The following is a 17,326-nucleotide window of genomic DNA, read 5'->3' as shown; positions in this document are numbered from 1 at the left end:
GTTAATTCCTCCAAATATTTGTTTTATAATTTATTTTGTTATTTCATAACAAGCGAATTAGCAATATCCATCTGTATTACACTGCATACCTTCAAATGAATTTGTTTTTTCCTTTTCAATTTCTTTATCAATTACTCTTTGTAGCGTTTCTTTACTAGCAAGTCCTTGAATGACTTCATCTCCAATCATGACAGTTGGAACAGCCATAATATTTGCCTCATCATATGCGTGCTGAATTGCTTCTTGGTGCTTTTCTTTATATTTTCGATTTACTAAAGCATCTTTAAATTCGGCTTCAGGAAGACCTACTTCTACCGCTAATTTTGTTAAAACATCAATATCTTCAATGTTTTGCTCCTCTTGGAAAAATGCTGTGAATACGCGGTGATGATACTCATTTCCAAGTCCACGTTCTTTCGCAAATTGACATCCTTCAAAAGCTAAATGTGTATATGGATGCGGAGAAACACGTGGCAAACGCATATCGATTCCTAACTTCTTCGCGGTTGGAAGAATGAAAGCATCCCATGAACCTAATTTTTCTGGCTCATTCCATGGATCTATTTTTGAATATGGACTTGGACGTAATTCAAATGGCATCCATTCAATCTCTACATCATTCTCTTTCGCTACCTCATCTAATGGACCTTTTGCTAAAAAACAAAATGGACATATAAAATCTGAGTATACTTTCATTTTTACAGTCATAATTTTTACACCTTACCTTTATAGTTGTAATCAAATCAGTTACATTAATGGCAAAAAAATATAAATATGATTTAAGCATTCATTTTTTCTTGCAAAGCTTCAAACAACTGCCCCATTGTAATATTTCTTAAAACTTCTTCCATCGCAGATTGCGCTTGTATTAATATAACTTCTAATACAGCTTGAATATTCGCTCCAATTGGACAATCTGGATTTGGTTGCTCGTGAATATGAAATAGCTTGTCTTCTTCGACTACATTTACTGCATGATACACATCCAACAATGTGATTTCATGTAAATCCTTTAATAATCCCGCACCACCTGGGCCGCGATTTACATATACAAATCCAGCTTGCTTCAAGTACGACATCATTTTACGAATGACTACTGGATTCGTATTTACACTTTCAGCCATATAGTCTGAAGTACAAATTGAAGATGGATTGTTTTTCAAAATAGATAAAATATGAACAGCTATAGAAAAGCGGCTACTAATTTTCATCATGATCACCACCTCGATGTAATCATTATAGTTACAACAAAAAGATAAGTCAATCCTTTTCATAAATTTTTTATAAGTAAATTAAAAAGTATCCCATTAAGATATATGGGACACCTCTTTTCATTCTGCAAATAGTGCTTGAAATTCTTCAATAAATAGCTGTACAGCGATTGAAGAATCCTTTAATGAAGGAACAGCTAAAGCAATTTCTCTCCATACTTGCGGTTCCAATTCTCTCGTTTGCACATTCTGTGGTAAATTCGTTAAAGATAATTCAGCTAATATTGCAATACCTAGCCCTTCCTGAATCATATTTAAAGCTGTAGTAACGGTCGATATTACATATTCAGCCCGAAGTGGTACGTTAGCTTGTTTAAACATATCAATAATGGGTGGTTCGTATCCACCCTTACATAATATGATCGGTTCATTCTCTAAATCACTAATTGTAATAGAGTCCTTCTTACAAAGAGGATGATCCTCTCTTAAGATAGCAACCATTTTTCCCTTCGTTAACGGGACAATCTCCATCTCTTTATTAGGCAAAATAACAATTCCTATATCAACAACCCTTGATACTAACCAATCTTCAACTTCTTTAATTGTTCCTTCACAAAGAACGACTTCTAAGTTCGGATACTTCTCCTTAAAGAGATTTATCATTTTGGGTAAGAAATGTGCAGAAGCACTCGGAAAACTCCCAATTCGAATCGTCCCAACTTCGTGCCCTTTCTCCATCGCAACTTCTTGCTCAATCTTCTCTACGCCGTTCAAAATCTCTCTAATATGTACAAGAATTCTGTTTCCTACATCCGTAACGATTAATCCTTTTCGTTTATCACGTATAAGAATCGTAACTCCTAACTCTGACTCAATACTTGAAATGGCGTGACTTACAGCTGGCTGCGTCATATTTAACACCCGAGCAGCCTTCGTAAAACTACCTAGCTCAACAGTTTTTATTAATACTTGCAGTTGTGTAATGGTCATAACTAATCACTTATACTCCTTATAAAAAAGATTCATTTTATTTATTACAGTCGATATCATATCATAGTGAAATGAATAACAACAAGGAGGTCTTACCGTGACACAGCTTTCTCGAACTAAAACGGCCATAATCCTTACCTTTCTCGTTTTCATGTGGGGAATCAATTGGCCTTTATCTAAGTTTGCCCTGCATTATACACCACCCGTTTTATTTGCAGGCGTTCGAACTTTAATTGGAGGATTCATTTTACTCCTTTTCGCATTACCGAAATACAAAGAGTTACACTTAAAAGAAACTTGGCATTTATACGTTATTTCTTCTTTACTTAACATCATTATATTTTACGGATTACAAACTGTTGGCCTTCAATATATGCCTGCTGGTTTATTTTCCGCCATTGTATTTCTACAACCTGTTTTACTCGGCATTTTCTCATGGATTTGGCTTGAAGAATCTATGCATGGCTTAAAAATTTTCGGGCTTGTTCTTGGATTTATTGGCGTAGGTGTTATTAGCTCTAGTAGTTTAACTGGACATATTTCTATTGTCGGAATCCTCCTCGCGTTAGGATGTGCGATTGGCTGGGCACTAGGTACAGTATTTATTAAGAAAACTGGTCACCGTGTGAATGCTATTTGGATGGTAACACTACAGCTTATTATTGGCGGTTTTTGCTTAATTGGATTTGGATCAGAGTTTGAAAGCTGGTCTAGTATCGCTTGGAGTATACCGTTTGTTAGCGTACTTCTCTTTATTTCATTCTTTGTTATTGCAATGGGATGGCTTGCATACTTTACTCTTGTTGGAGCTGGTGAAGCAAGTAAAGTTGGGGCTTATACATTTCTTATTCCACTAATCGCTATTATTGTAAGTTCAATTTTCTTACATGAGGCCATTACTATTAGCTTATTCATCGGACTATTATTTATTGTTGTGAGTATTTGCTTTGTAAATATAAAGCCGAAAACAATTGCTGTAAGGCAACAGGTTGAAGTGAAATAAATTTGAGAAAGAGCCTACTGTTTGTAGGCTCTTTCTTTTTTATCATTTTATGAGTACAGTCACTTAGAACCTTAGCAAAAGGAAATTTTTTCTTTTTTATTGTATGATGATAATTAAGTAGTAAAAATATTATAGTACACATGGATGGACTTACAATTCCAATTATAAGGGGGAGTTATATGGTTTTACATTATAGAGAATTTGGAGATACAAGCTCTCCACTTATGGTTTTTATTCACGGAGGCGGAGTCAGTGGATGGATGTGGGACAAACAAATTAAACATTTTACTAACTTTCACTGCCTTGTTCCTGATTTACCTGAGCAAGGGAAAAACAGAAATAAAGATCATTTCTCAATAAATTTTAGTGCTAAAAAAATCATTGAACTAATTGAAGAAAAAGGACAAGGAAAAACTGTTATAGTAATTGGATTTTCATTAGGTGCTCAAGTGTTGATTGCCATGCTTAGCATACAACCTGACTTAATCCAATATGCCATGATAAATAGTGCCTTAGTCCAACCAATTCCTTTTGCTAAAGCATTAATAAACTCCCTTGGCTTAACCTACTCCCTTATAAAGAGTAAGACGTTTTCCAAAATACAAGCAAAATCAATGTACATAGATGGAACAAACTTTGACAACTATTATCATGATAGTTGTCAAATAAGTAAAAATACATTTATGAGGATATTAGAAGAAAATATGTCGTTTACAATACCAAAAGGTTTTGAAAATGCTAGTAGCAACATATTAGTAACGGTTGGAGAAAAAGAAAAAAATATCATGAAAAAATCGGTGACTGAAATTATTAAAAGCAACCCTAATTGCACAGGTATTATTATTTCTAACATCGGTCATGGAATTCCTTTAGCAAACCCAAACCTATTTAATAGTTTAATCGAAAATTGGCTAGAACATGATTTCCTGCCGGAAGACAGAGTAACTGTCAATTGATTTCCGTGCATCAATAAATTTCATTATGTACTGACTGCGATAGTGCCAGTATCCTCATTCTTACTAATCCATAAATCTAATAAAAAGGTCTCATTACTCTTGATGAGACCTTTCAATGTTACTTATCGTTTACGACGGACTACAAAAATACACGTTCCCACCGACGATACAATCGCCAAAATAGATAAAACAATTGCTATTGTTTGCATATGACTAGTACCTTCATTCTTTTCTACATTAGACACTTCTCCATGTTCTCCTGTTAATGACGTACCTTTTGCAATTGTAGTAAGTGAATGAGGTTTTTCAGCTTTTTCATCGCCTGTCCATTCAACAATTTCTCCGTCTTTATATTGTTGATATGCATCCCAAACTATTTTTTGTTCTTTATTTGGGTTTTTAGCAACGAAAGTAAATCGTTGGAACTGACCAGATAAAATCCCTTCTCCTGTCGCTTCCCATACTACAGTTTTAACTTTTCCATCTGTATCTTTTTGTTCTTCCACTTTCCATCCTGGTACTGGTTCATACTGCTGAAACTCAACGCCAGACGGGATTTTCAGTGTAACTTTTGTCGTTGCCTCATTTTTTTCAACTGGTACCTTTATTGTGTAAGTCTCCCAAGAGCCAATGTCAGAAGTTGCTGGTTGCACAGTTACGTGAGCACTAACAGGTAACGAAAAAATTCCCATTGCAATTATTGTTGCGATCATTGTTGTTCCTAATTTTTTTATACGTTTCATTTTCTATTAGCTCCTTTTTATCTATACCTTCTCTTTATCTGCCACCTACTATAAATTTATAATCCGTATCAAAACTATCAAGAGATTTTGTTAATCCGTGCACTTGTATATTCCAGTTTCCTGTCATGTTAATATACATACCTTCCGCTTCATATTCTCCTGGTGAAACGGCCGAAACTTTAAATGAACCTTTTCCCATATTCATATCTAATGATTGAGTAGTTAAAATAATTTGCTCCATATCAGTAACGGGTTGTCCGTTTTCATCCTTTAAAGTAATATGAAATATATTCTGTCCTACTTTATTAGGACTTACATGTAAAGTAAGTTCATACCCATTATCTAATTGCTTACTCTCTGTAAACGGTCCAGTAGGAGGCATCGGCGGTGTTTGTACGTTTGTCATAAAAGCTACGATGACAAAGATGATAATTCCGATGATAAACTCTACTTTCATCGTAGTGCCTAATCCTTGCTCCGCTCTCATTTTCCCTTTCACATAGTGAACAATTCCCAATATTCCCATGAAAATGAATAAAAGTATCTTCGCTAATAAAGCTAATCCATACTTCGTATCAAATAACGAGTGGATTGTTGGAATAAAAAATGTACTGTTAAAAAGGCCTGTTATTAAAATCACAATGACAGCACCTGTCGCCCACGGTGAAAAACGCTTAATCATATCCCAATACATATTCCACTTATCACCTTCTTTACGTAAAAGAAGAATAATGGATGATAGACCGCCAATCCATAGTGAAGCTGCAAATAAATGTAGAAAATCCATAACGACTGCAATATCTTTAAACTTTAAACCATATGCGTGACTATTAAAGGCTTTCATAACAAGTATCCCAATAAACAATACTATTGGAATGCTCCATACTTTAAACGACGATAGCTTCTCACACTTCATCGCGAAATACGTAACGATTATAAGTAAACTAATAAGAGTCATTTGAGTGAACCATACGTAACTAAAAACGGAAAGCTGTAACGTTTCTTTTAATAGTAAAGGATCGAATGCTTCTAGCCATGAAACATCCGCATTTATTTTTGCTTGCAATGGTAGATTGAATAGTAAACTAATGAATATACCAATTAATGAGATCCATATTATTTTTTTACTCCTAGATCGAACCGAGCTTGCATTCCCTTTATACATAATAAGATTAAAGAATAGCACTCCTATAAATAGTGAGAAACTTGTATATAAAACGCCACGTTCCATAATCATATCTATTTGCGGGACATATCCCATCTCTTCTACCTGTACATCGTCTGCTCCCGCTTCCTCTGATCCAATTCGGAACGGAATAACTCCTTGAATAGGATGCCCGTCAGCAGAAATCACTTTCCACTGAATAGAGTAGAGTCCGTTTTTTAAGTTTTCTTTTAACCCTACTTCTAATATTTTTTTATTTTTCTTATCGATATGAGCATCTTTTGAATCTACTCTTGTACCTGATGTATCTCTTACAAACAATGTATTAAAATGCGAAACTTGTATATCCTCATCGAATTCAATTTTCACAACAGCTGGCGCTTTCTTTAACGTTTCATTTTCAGCAGGGTTTGATTTCACAATGTACGCATGAGCAGATGCACTTTTTGGTATCGATATAATAAGCACACATGCAATTAATAGCAATGCCCCTAACCTTTTCATTACTTTCACAATCATTTCACTTCTTTCTTCCTCATCGCTATACTTTCATTCCTTAAACTTCCCAAGTTCAATTCTCCGGCGAAATATTAACCTAATTAAATATAAATTTCTATACAGTGTAACTCTTTTATTTCTCTCTCACCTCTTAACTTCCAATACAATAGTAACTACCTTCATAGACACAACTTACATTTTTAAAGTCGATTGTTATTATATCATAAAATATATTTATGTAAGTTCCTGAAGAAGAAAAGTAATCGTGAATCATTTGTGAAGAAAGTGTGAAATACATAAATAAAAAAGGCATTACGTTATTACGTAATGCCTTTCTTCCATCATAAAATTTCTCTACTTCTCTTCCGGATAATCACAATACTCAATGATTGTTCCCTCTGTATCCGCTGGGTTAAGGTAAATTAACCTTCTACCGTGCTTATTAATCCGAAGTGTATGCTCTAACGTTCGAATACCTTGTTCTTTTAATTCTTCTAAAGCTACATCTAAATCATCGACACGATATGCAACGTGATGAACACCTTTACCTTTTTGTTTTATAAATCTGGCAATTGGTGAAGTCGTATTATTCGTTGGTGCGAGTAATTCAATTCTATCTCCATCCACTTCAAGAATGGCTACTTCACTTTCAACACCAGGAGCTTCACTTACGTAACGATCTATTAAAGTTCCTAACAACACCTTTTCATAAAAACGTATCGTACTATCTATATCTCGAACTGCGATGCCGATATGATCAATTGTTTTTTTCATTTTATTTCCCCTACTACTTTATTTTTTCTATCCCTATCAATAGTAACAAAAAAAGTTATAGAAACAAGTTCTATAACTTTTTTATTTAACTTATTTTCTTATTTGTGTTTGCTGCTGGTTGAACTTGATTTTTTTCTTTTAAAACGCTAATGCCATATCCGATAAATCCACCGATAATCGCTGGGAAGATCCAGCCTAATCCTACTTCCTGCATCGGAAGGAATTTAGTAAATACTTGACTTACTACTTCAATGTTAACTCCAGCTGCACTTAATCCATCGAATAAACTGATAATAAATGTTATAGTTAAGCTCACTTGATAAACTTCAGCTCTTCCCTTGAATAATGAATGGAAGAATGTTAGGAAAATCAATACGATTGCTAGTGGATAAATTGCTGTTAATACTGGAACAGAAACTGCAATTAATTGTGTTAATCCTACGTTTGCAACAATTGCACTAAATACACATAGCATGATTGCAATTGCTTTGTAAGGAACACTTGGGAATAACTTATGGAAGAATGAAGAACATGCTGATACAAGTCCCACACTAGTTGTTAAACACGCTACTGTAATCATTAATCCTAATAATACTCCGCCATATGATCCAAAATAGTAGTTAGAAACTTTCGCTAATACTTCTCCACCGTTCTCTAAATGTCCAAGCTTTGCAACACTTGAAGCACCCATATAAGAAAGAGCTGTATAGATAATTGCTAAAATTGATGCTGCAATGATTGTCGCTTTTGCACAAACAACCATAATTTGTGTTTTCGTTTTTGCACCTTTTTCTTTAATTGCATTAATGATGATGATTCCGAATACGAATGATGCAAGCGTGTCCATCGTTAAGTATCCTTCTTGGAATCCTTTAAAGAATGCGTGTGATGTATAAGCTTCAACTGGTGCTTGCATTTCTCCAATCGGGTGAATAAAAGCAACGATTACTAAAATACCGATGAATGTTAATTTAATTGGCGTTAAGATTTTTCCAACAATATCGACAATTTTCGCAGGATTTAGCGAAAAAAAACAAGTGATGCTAAAGAATACAATTGTGAAAAGAATTAAAGGTGTAGAACCAAATCCCTCTGGCATAAACGGTTTAAGACCAATTTCATAAGAAACATTTCCTGTTCTTGGTATTGCAAATAACGGGCCAATCGCTAAGTATAAAACTGTTGTAAACACAATCCCGAACACTGGGTGAGCACGACTTGCTAATGACTGTAAATCATCTTTACCCGAAAAACCAAATGCTAATACTCCTAGTAATGGTAATCCGACACCCGTTACTAAAAATCCAGCATTAGCAATCCATACATTCTCTCCTGCCGATTGACCAAGCATTGCCGGGAATATTAAATTTCCTGCTCCAAAAAATAGTGCAAATAACATTAATCCAATAACTACTATGAACGAAAACGGTACTTTATTCGCCATAATATAACCCCCATTCAAATTTCCTTATCTTATTTTCCAATTTTAACTAATTGAATTTTCTGAATATTTAATTTAAGTATCAACTATTCTTGAACTCATTATAGTTTGCTATATAATATTTTGCAATACTATTTTCAAACTTTTCTTTTATTTTATAAATATACATTTTTTAACATAAAAAATAGACTAAAAAACCAACATGGTCATCCATGTTGGTTTTTCCATTTTACTATCAATTAATTAAAATTTCGCCGCTACTTTCTTAACGTTCTCTAAACCTTCTTCAACAATTTGTTGTGAGCGATCTGGATATTGGTTGTGCCCTTCAATTACAACAGTCTCTGGATTTGTAATTCCCCAGAACCCAAGCACATTCGTTACATAATTAACGGCCATTTCCATAGGAGCCATTTGTTCTGAAGAGTAATCTGAACCACGTGCACCTAATACAACGACTTTCTTATCACCAGCTAAACCTTCTGGGCCATTTGCTGTATATTTAAACGTTTTTCCAGCTTGAGATAAATATGAAATATACGTAATTAACGGCGCTGGCACTGTGAAGTTCCATAGTGGAAAGGCAAATACAACTTTATCAGCTTCTAAAAACTGATTTAAATATTGATCTACCGTAGCTACAGCCTTCTCTTCTTCTGCTGTTAACTCCATTCCTTGACTACGTTTGTATCCACCTGAAATAGCGATATTTCCGTAATATGGAAGATCTAATGCGAATAAATCTAATTCCGTAATTTCTGTATTTGGATTCGCTTCTCTATAAGCACTTACAAATGTTTCATACATTCTTGAACTAACTGCTTGCTCCGCTGGACGATCGTTTGCTTTTACAAATAATACTTTTGACATTGTTTTATTCCCCTCTACTTTTGTATTTTCTTCTTTTTTACCAAATAACGAGCTAAATAATCCCATTTTATTCACCTAAACTTTCTTATCATATTCATTATTCATCATCAGAAAAATTCTTATTCTAATAAAAAGTTCCAATAGATACCTTAAGTACAAACACAAAAAACTTTTTGTTATTTAATTACCTTATGTAAGTGATTGTAATACAGTTACTTACTTTAGTCAAGTAACTCTAAATAAAAAATAATATCTCGAATTAAAAACAAAAACTGCAATACAATTAAAAGACCCATTGTAACTTTATTGTTTGTATAATGGATGTAGAGAGGGCAATACATATTTAGAAAGGATTTACTCATGAGCACTATAGAAAAAATTCAAACTTTTATTATTCTTTTTGCTGTTACATGCGGCATCGTACTCGGACAATTTAATTTGATACATATGTATTCAGAGCACTTTATTGTCCCATTCTTATTTTTCATGCTGTATGGATTATTCCTCAGCATTCCATTGAAAGAAATAAAAAATGGATTCCGTAATTTAAAATTCGCTGGGACGAGCCTTACTATTAATTTTGTATGGACACCTTTACTCGCTTGGGGGTTAGGAGCACTATTTCTTTCAGATCACCCAGCACTTTGGGTTGGATTTATTATGTTAATGGTTACTCCATGTACAGATTGGTACTTAATCTTTACTGAAATAGCGAAAGGAAATGTAGCACTTTCTACTGCTATTTTGCCTGTAAATTTAATATTGCAAGTACTACTCCTTCCCATTTATTTATTTTTATTTGCTGGTGTCATGAAGACTGTAGCGGTTTCTGTTTTAGTAGAAAGCATTGTTATCGTAATCGTCTTACCATTTTTACTTGCACACGCTACAAAGTTCATTATGAATAAACTGAAAAAAACTGAAACACTCGAGAATAAACTCATTCCATTTTTCAGCTCTGCTCAAATTGTATTTTTAAGTTTAGCAATCGTAGCGATGTTTGCATCACAAGGTAAATATTTACTACAAAATATGAATGTCGTTTTACTATTACTCATTCCTGTTCTATTGTTTTTCATCATTAATTTTGTACTAGGACAATTTATCGGACGCATGATGCGTTTATCTTATAAAGATACAGTAAGTCTAAACTTAACAACATTAGCCAGAAACTCACCTGTTGCACTTGCTATTGCTGTAACTGCTTTTCCAGATGAGCCTCTTATCGCTCTTGCTCTCGTTATTGGACCGTTAATTGAGTTGCCAGTACTAGCTTGTGTTTCACAAGTATTGTTACTTATTAAGAAAAAACAACAATATACATAATAAAAAACGTCCTGCTTTAGGACGTTTTTTATTTTTGAAAAATCTCATACAACACTTATTTCTTATTTATCATTACAAATGAAATAACCGAAACTAAAAACGTAATAATACCAATTATAATAAATAGAATAGAAGCTGAAATTGACTCTAATGAATACCCTGTTATTGCAATTCCAACTGGAGTTGATACTAATAATAACGAACTTAAAAAACCGAAAAATCTTCCTTGCACTTCATTTGGAATTAATTTTCTATACAGTACTCCAAAATATACATTACTCACTCCAAATGCAATTCCTGATAAAAAATAATAAACTGAAAATAATACCGGATTTAACGTCGTACCCATTGCAGCATTAAAAATCCCCATGATAGCAGTACATATAAAAGCAGTCGTAATCGTTTTATATGTACGAATCTTTTTAGTAATAAATGCTCCTATTAAAATCCCTATCGGTGATGCCGCAAAAACTATACTATACCATCCCGTAGAAAGGTCCATTTCTCTAACAACTATTACTTGTAGTGAAAGCATACACGCCGCTCCAAGTAAATTAATAACCGCAGCGCTCATAAGCAATGTTTTCAATGATTGATTACTATTAAATATGGAGAAACCCTCTTTAAAGTCTTCGTAAAAAGGCTTTTTCTTTTCTACTTTCAATTCACGTGGAAATTTGATGTTCATTAAAATTAAAAAAGATATAAAGAATGTGAGTGAATCTAATACAAATACTCCATGAAAACTAAAAATACTAATTAAAAAACTCGCTATTAAAGGAATGGTAACCGATATGATTTGTATTGATATTTGCCTCAGCGTAATCGCCTGTTGAACATGCTTTTCTTCCACATATGTTACTAATGCTGCATTTGAAGCTGGTGTAAATAAGGAACTCCCAATTGAACGTATTATCAGTAAAATTAGTAATGGAATGTACAACATATTATTATAAAATGCTATTGCCGCGATGAGAATCATAACAATACATCTCATAACATCCGCAATTATCATAAGCTTTCTTCTCGACATTCGATCTGCTAACGTTCCTGTTACAGGTGCAAACAAAATCGCCGCCGTTGCAATTGCAATGTTTACCCCAGAAACAAGTAATGGAGAGTTCGTTAATTTCATTACCCATAACGGTAAAACGAGCGTAACCATAGAATTACCTACTAAAGAAATGCAACTTGCTAAGAAAAAATAAGAAAAAACTTTATTGCTCCAAATGCTTGTGCTATTCTCTTTTAAATTCTCAACTTCATTATTCACTGCGCCCTCCATTCTCCCCTTGTATATTTTCTTTAATTCTTCCTCACCACCTTTCAAAACCTCTATTTAAATGAGAAAAAACCTTCTTCAAAATAAGAAGAAGGTTTACTTATACCCATTTTCTTATCTATTAGGACTTTTAGATCCTACAGGATTTAGCACCTTTATATAACATTAGGTTGCTGAGGTTTCAAAGGGCCAGTCCCTCCACCTCTCTTAATAAGAAGTTTTTATTTGATTATCTAAATTTATTATATTTTACATCAAAATAATTTCAATATGTTTTTCTATACAGTTAAAAGAAGATGATATCTATCATCCTCTTTTAACAATTTTGTCGTTAGGTTAACAAAGCCTTTCTAATTAAAAATTATAGGAAAAGTAAATATAACGAAAGCCGCCCAAACTCCGTAGATTGGCAAATACTTCGTAACGGCATCTTGGATAGCTGTCGGTCCTGATTTGTTTTGTAAAAAACGCATATAGGAAAACATTATCCAAATGAGATTTGCCCAAACCAGTATGTTTACGCCTAAAACAGCAAGTCTATTAGGTGTAACCCCGTAAGAAGACAGTCTAAATACGATAGCTGACAAAGCTACAGTATCAATAATAAGTGCAAGAACAATTAAGGCAAAATTTATATAATCTGAAATGCTCTTTTTCTCTTCTGAGTCACTCTCAACGATAGAAAATATAGTAACAGCTAATACACCAAGGAGTATTCCATTAAAGGCCATTAGGAAATTGCGGTCCAAGAACGGATTTTTCCCGACCCATATAACCGTTATAAGATAGATCAACAATGTGATTAGGACGAGAGGACTAAAAATTTTAGATATGTATGGTGTAATATTTTTAGCAAGTTTTAGATTCATTGATACCAAATATGCAGCCACTATAGCGAGAGCAGCAGCACCAAATAAAACAACATTACTAAAATAGAATTCTCCTATATCCAAGTCAACAAAGCTAAATAAACGCATGGTTAATACTGCTAGTATCATTCCGCTCACTGCCATGCTTGCGTAGAGAAGACAATATTCTAAATTAAATTTTATATATGCTAACCTTGTACTGCCTTTTGAATATTCATTTCCTGTAAACGCAAGTCCCAATAAGACCCATAACAATATAGGAAGATGTAAATACACAAGGATACTGCTGTCTTTATAATTTAATGGCAACATATTAAGGTACAACCCAACAATTAGAAACAGCGCCGCAAGGAAATAAATAATACTTTTTTTCGGAGTATTATTGTAAATAAAATAAGCAGCAATAAAAGGAATTACACCAAAAGCTAGGTTAATTGGAGCAATTGCTTCCTGCTCTACAAAGTGGAAAATGATTCTTGTGCTTAACCCAGCTAAAATAGCTAACATGCCCATGAATAAGAAGCCTTTTTGAAACAGTGATATTTTTACTGCATTTGTCTTTCCCTTGAAATGCAACCTTTCATACCAAGCAGCTAGCACCTGAGAATCAGGGTTTTCATCCCATGCTTGTGAGAATGACTTTTTAAAAGCTTTCGGGTCTTTTCTATACATTCTCTCCAACTCATGAGGGTTATCCATATTTTCAATAATCAAGTTGTGATTGTTCATAGTTTTACCTCCTCTAATAAAAAACAGCGTTGTTACCTTTCTATAAAAAGCATCTCACTGATTTATTATGATATTGATTTTAATACATAATTTATTGTTTTACAATAAAAAATTATCAATTATAAAGATTTTTTTATTGTATATTTCATTTCAAATAAAAATATATAGTACTACTTATTCAAAAAAAATATCCTATAGTATAGACTTTTTTAAGTGTCTATTCTATAGGATACAGTTTAATTATCATATTTTTTTTATTTGTTGAAACAACTTAATTCTCAAACACAAAATTCATCTTATTATCTTTCCACTCTAACTTCGCATCAAACGTTTTCTCGCCCTTTTTAAACCCTTTAATTAAATCGGTCTTTTCACCTTTTAAGAGCTTTGTCATATTCTTTTGCGAAATTGTTTTGCTTAATATCTTCTTTGAGATGGTAAAATCACATTGTGTCGTGTTGTAGTTAGAACAACCGTAAAACGTTGACTTATCAATCACATCTCCATCACATTTTTTACAACTACCAACCTTTTTACCTGTTGTAAATTTCGATCCTTTTCGCTCAATCGATTCAACATGTAATCCAGTGAAATTCCATTTCTCCGACATTTCCACTGCATCTTCAATAATTTTAGCTGATAGCTTTTTCGTTTGTTCCATAAATGTAGCTGGGGATGCTGTGCCTTCCCCGATTTCTGCCAGGCGCTGCTCCCATTTCGCTGTCATTTCTGGTGAAGCTAGTATTTTGTCTCCGATTGCGGTAATTAATACTTTTCCTTTATCGGTTGCGTACACTTGGTTCTTCTGCACATCTATATATTTACGGTCTTTCAGCATCGTAATAATACCTGCACGCGTTGCCTCAGTACCTAAACCTTCTGTTTTCTTTAATACTTTCTCCAGCTCTTCATTCTCTAAATACTTACCGGCCGTTTTCATTAACGTAATAAGTTGTCCTTCTGTATAACGCTTCGGCGGCTGTGTTTTCCCCTCTTTCACTTTCACCTTTACAACTTTTCCTTGTTCACCTTCAGCTACAATTGGAAGAATTGTTTCGTCATCTTTATCGTCTTGGAAAATAACTTTACGCCAACCTTCTTGAATTTGCTGTTTTCCTTTTGAAATGAATTCAGCACGTTCGTCTACAAGAGTTGTAATCGTTGTGTAGTCAAAGATTGCTACTTCATAATGCGCCGCAATCAGTCTTCTTACGATCATGTCGTAAATTTTCTTTTCATCACCTGATAGTTTGCTTGGATTTGTAACTTGCTCTGTCGGAATAATAGCGTAGTGATCTGTAACTTTTTTTTCATTCACATAACGCTTATTATTCATAATCGATTCAATTGGTGCTGGTAATAACCCTTTATATTCATCAAACTGACTTAACTTCTGTAAAATATCAGGGAACGTCGCTGCTTCTCCTTGTGTAACATAGTTAGAATCCGAACGCGGATAAGAAACTATCCCTTTTTGATATAGTGCTTGTGTTATATCAAGCGTCTTTTTCGGTGAAAATTTAAAAGCTTTATTAGCAGTCGCTTGCAGTGCTGATAAATTAAATAAAAACGGTGGCTGAAACTCTTTACGCTCCGTTTTCATTTCTTTTACTACAGCCGGTTTCCCTTGGCAAAATGCTGCAATTTTATTTGCCATATCAGGGTCTTTTAAGCGGGATTCACTATCCTTCTCCCATTTCCCCTCATACTTCTTTCCTTCTATATTAAAGGTTGCGAACACTTCCCAAAATGGCTCAGACTTAAAGTTTTCTATTTCTTTTTCACGCTTTACGATTAATGCAAGTGTCGGTGTTTGTACACGACCAGCTGAAAATACATCATTCATTCCTTTTTTCTTTAGCAAAATACTAAAGACACGCGATGCATTCATACCAACGACCCAGTCCGCACATGACCTTGTATATGCCTCATAGTACGTATTGATTGTATCTGCTTCATCTAGTAAATTTTTAAACCCTTGGTATATAGCTTGTTTCGTTAAAGATGAAATCCAAAGACGCTTCATCGGCTTTTGCACGTTACAAAGATTAATAATGTTTCGTACGATTAATTCCCCTTCACGTCCAGCATCGCCCGCGTGAATAATTTCTGTTACCCCCGGATTATGTAACAGCTGTTTCACAATGTTAAACTGTTTATACTTCGACTTTGTTACTTCAAATTGAAAACGCTCTGGAATCATCGGTAACGTATTAAGTGACCACTTTTTCCACTCTTCGTGATAATGCTCTGGATTACATAACTGCGTCAAATGACCAATTGCCCATGTACAGTACGCTCCATTTGGAAATAACTCATTCGCTTCTACTTCTAAATATCCATCTTTCCGGCGATATTTAAACTGTGAAACTAGAGCCAAACCTTGATCTGGTTTCTCGGCAATAATTAATTTCATTTTATAACTCCCTATCTGTATTCCAGTGGTACTTTCATTGTATATATGTTTAGAAGCGATGATAAAACAACAATCTTATCTATCATTCGCGGTTTGTCTCGCAAATGGGAGACCTATAATATTATACGCTTATTCTTTATGGCTTCACAATAGAAACTCATTATATAACAATTTCTTTCTCATGCTTACAATCAAAAAAGACGCCCTGAAAAATCAAGCGTCCACTTGCTTACATTCATGAAATTGTGCAGATAATATGCAGATATAAATTAACATAAATACACATATGATGAAGTGAACGATAGGACAGGGAGGTATCATGATGTTTGCTTACACATTAACTGCCTTAACACTTTGTTGTGTCTCGATTTTTATTACATCATATATTACTAAACGTAGTGGTACCCTAATGGAGTATATGGTATTTATTATGGCTTTTAGTATGTGTATCGGATTAAGTATAGGTTTTTATTTAGGTATTCTATTTAAAGGAGAATTACTCTATTCTACTTTGCTTGCTATTTTAATTAGTGGATTTATCGGCTTTTTTATCGGTCTACGTTTTCACCTGTACACTGCTTTAGAAGGAATGTTCTCTGGATTAATGGCAAGTATGATGGGAGCAATGATTACCGAAATGCTAAACGCTCAACAAGCTCATAGTATACTGTTCATTAGTATTTTACTTACTATTACAATAACTATGTCATGTATAATGCAGTTTTTATTAGAAAGTTTTTCTGCTTTTATTCAGCGACATTTTCCATTATTACTCTCAATTGGTATAGTAATTATCCTGACTATATTTGTAACGTTCCCAGAGCATATCCCGCCCACCTCTTCCACAGAAGAACAGCATAAACATTAGCAGCTATAATCGATCCCCTCTACTATTTCATCACATTAGAGGGAATCGATTTCATTATTTTTATTTCTTAACAGATGCAGATAAAAAACACTTTGAATCGTTAGTCCAAAACTTCTAAATCTACATAATTGATAACTTATTAATTTCATAGATATTCAATTCTCTTTGCTTGAGAAAGTCTACAA

General features: G+C 33.9%; 15 protein-coding genes and 1 riboswitch. Of the genes, 4 read left to right on the top strand and 11 right to left on the bottom strand.

Annotated features, from left to right (window positions below; translation table 11 throughout):
* Nucleotides 1-57 precede the first annotated feature (57 nt).
* The 3 genes from KZZ19_RS09290 to KZZ19_RS09280 form a co-directional block, all read right to left on the bottom strand.
* A complete protein-coding gene (locus tag KZZ19_RS09290; RefSeq protein ID WP_000216687.1) occupies nucleotides 58-708 on the bottom strand; it encodes a DsbA family oxidoreductase in 651 nt (216 codons plus the stop codon).
* Nucleotides 709-779: 71 nt separating this feature from the next.
* Nucleotides 780-1,211, bottom strand: a complete 432-nt coding sequence (locus tag KZZ19_RS09285; protein ID WP_237981449.1) for an Rrf2 family transcriptional regulator — start codon at nucleotides 1,209-1,211, stop codon at nucleotides 780-782.
* Between the two features lie 120 nt (nucleotides 1,212-1,331).
* Nucleotides 1,332-2,201, bottom strand: coding sequence for a LysR family transcriptional regulator (locus tag KZZ19_RS09280; protein WP_088096033.1), 870 nt, complete (start codon nucleotides 2,199-2,201; stop codon nucleotides 1,332-1,334).
* Nucleotides 2,202-2,298: 97 nt separating this feature from the next.
* Here KZZ19_RS09280 and KZZ19_RS09275 point away from each other — a divergent pair, with 97 nt between their 5' ends.
* On the top strand, nucleotides 2,299-3,204 hold the full coding sequence (locus tag KZZ19_RS09275; RefSeq protein WP_088096032.1) for a DMT family transporter: 906 nt from the start codon (nucleotides 2,299-2,301) through the stop codon (nucleotides 3,202-3,204).
* Between the two features lie 179 nt (nucleotides 3,205-3,383).
* Nucleotides 3,384-4,160 (top strand): alpha/beta fold hydrolase, encoded by a 777-nt coding sequence (locus KZZ19_RS09270; RefSeq protein ID WP_237981374.1) that lies wholly within the window; start codon nucleotides 3,384-3,386, stop codon nucleotides 4,158-4,160.
* A 122-nt stretch (nucleotides 4,161-4,282) separates the two neighbouring features.
* Here the strand turns inward: KZZ19_RS09270 and KZZ19_RS09265 are convergent, their stop codons facing one another.
* The 5 genes from KZZ19_RS09265 to KZZ19_RS09245 all read right to left on the bottom strand — a co-directional run bounded on the left by KZZ19_RS09265 (nucleotide 4,283) and on the right by KZZ19_RS09245 (nucleotide 9,717).
* Nucleotides 4,283-4,903, bottom strand: a complete 621-nt coding sequence (locus tag KZZ19_RS09265) for a YcnI family copper-binding membrane protein (RefSeq protein WP_237981375.1) — start codon at nucleotides 4,901-4,903, stop codon at nucleotides 4,283-4,285.
* Nucleotides 4,904-4,937: 34 nt separating this feature from the next.
* Nucleotides 4,938-6,587, bottom strand: a complete 1,650-nt coding sequence (locus KZZ19_RS09260) for a copper resistance CopC/CopD family protein (protein ID WP_237981376.1) — start codon at nucleotides 6,585-6,587, stop codon at nucleotides 4,938-4,940.
* A 333-nt stretch (nucleotides 6,588-6,920) separates the two neighbouring features.
* On the bottom strand, nucleotides 6,921-7,340 hold the full coding sequence (locus tag KZZ19_RS09255) for a VOC family protein (RefSeq protein ID WP_000750833.1): 420 nt from the start codon (nucleotides 7,338-7,340) through the stop codon (nucleotides 6,921-6,923).
* 85 nt (nucleotides 7,341-7,425) lie between these two features.
* Nucleotides 7,426-8,784: a branched-chain amino acid transport system II carrier protein gene (gene brnQ, locus KZZ19_RS09250; RefSeq protein ID WP_237981377.1), complete on the bottom strand. Its 1,359-nt coding sequence runs from the start codon at nucleotides 8,782-8,784 to the stop codon at nucleotides 7,426-7,428.
* A gap of 240 nt (nucleotides 8,785-9,024) precedes the next feature.
* Nucleotides 9,025-9,717 (bottom strand): FMN-dependent NADH-azoreductase, encoded by a 693-nt coding sequence (locus tag KZZ19_RS09245; protein WP_098343049.1) that lies wholly within the window; start codon nucleotides 9,715-9,717, stop codon nucleotides 9,025-9,027.
* Between the two features lie 294 nt (nucleotides 9,718-10,011).
* Here KZZ19_RS09245 and KZZ19_RS09240 point away from each other — a divergent pair, with 294 nt between their 5' ends.
* On the top strand, nucleotides 10,012-10,977 hold the full coding sequence (locus KZZ19_RS09240) for an arsenic resistance protein (RefSeq protein WP_237981378.1): 966 nt from the start codon (nucleotides 10,012-10,014) through the stop codon (nucleotides 10,975-10,977).
* A 55-nt stretch (nucleotides 10,978-11,032) separates the two neighbouring features.
* Here the strand turns inward: KZZ19_RS09240 and KZZ19_RS09235 are convergent, their stop codons facing one another.
* The 3 genes from KZZ19_RS09235 to topB form a co-directional block, all read right to left on the bottom strand.
* A complete protein-coding gene (locus tag KZZ19_RS09235) occupies nucleotides 11,033-12,262 on the bottom strand; it encodes an MFS transporter (protein ID WP_265413091.1) in 1,230 nt (409 codons plus the stop codon).
* Nucleotides 12,263-12,370: 108 nt separating this feature from the next.
* Nucleotides 12,371-12,476, bottom strand: a riboswitch (SAM riboswitch).
* A gap of 133 nt (nucleotides 12,477-12,609) precedes the next feature.
* The gene (locus KZZ19_RS09230; protein ID WP_237981380.1) at nucleotides 12,610-13,857 is read right to left on the bottom strand and encodes a DUF4153 domain-containing protein; all 1,248 of its coding nucleotides are present in this window, start codon (nucleotides 13,855-13,857) and stop codon (nucleotides 12,610-12,612) included.
* Nucleotides 13,858-14,128: 271 nt separating this feature from the next.
* Nucleotides 14,129-16,273, bottom strand: coding sequence for a DNA topoisomerase III (topB, locus tag KZZ19_RS09225; protein WP_237981381.1), 2,145 nt, complete (start codon nucleotides 16,271-16,273; stop codon nucleotides 14,129-14,131).
* A gap of 322 nt (nucleotides 16,274-16,595) precedes the next feature.
* On the opposite strand from topB, the gene KZZ19_RS09220 reads away from it, so the two are divergent.
* The gene (locus tag KZZ19_RS09220) at nucleotides 16,596-17,141 is read left to right on the top strand and encodes a hypothetical protein (RefSeq protein ID WP_237981382.1); all 546 of its coding nucleotides are present in this window, start codon (nucleotides 16,596-16,598) and stop codon (nucleotides 17,139-17,141) included.
* Nucleotides 17,142-17,326 lie beyond the last annotated feature (185 nt).

The sequence above is a fragment of the Bacillus thuringiensis genome, from assembly GCF_022095615.2.
GTDB classification, from domain to species: Bacteria; Bacillota; Bacilli; order Bacillales; family Bacillaceae_G; genus Bacillus_A; species Bacillus_A cereus_AG.
This window is presented reverse-complemented; position numbering and strand designations above follow the sequence as displayed.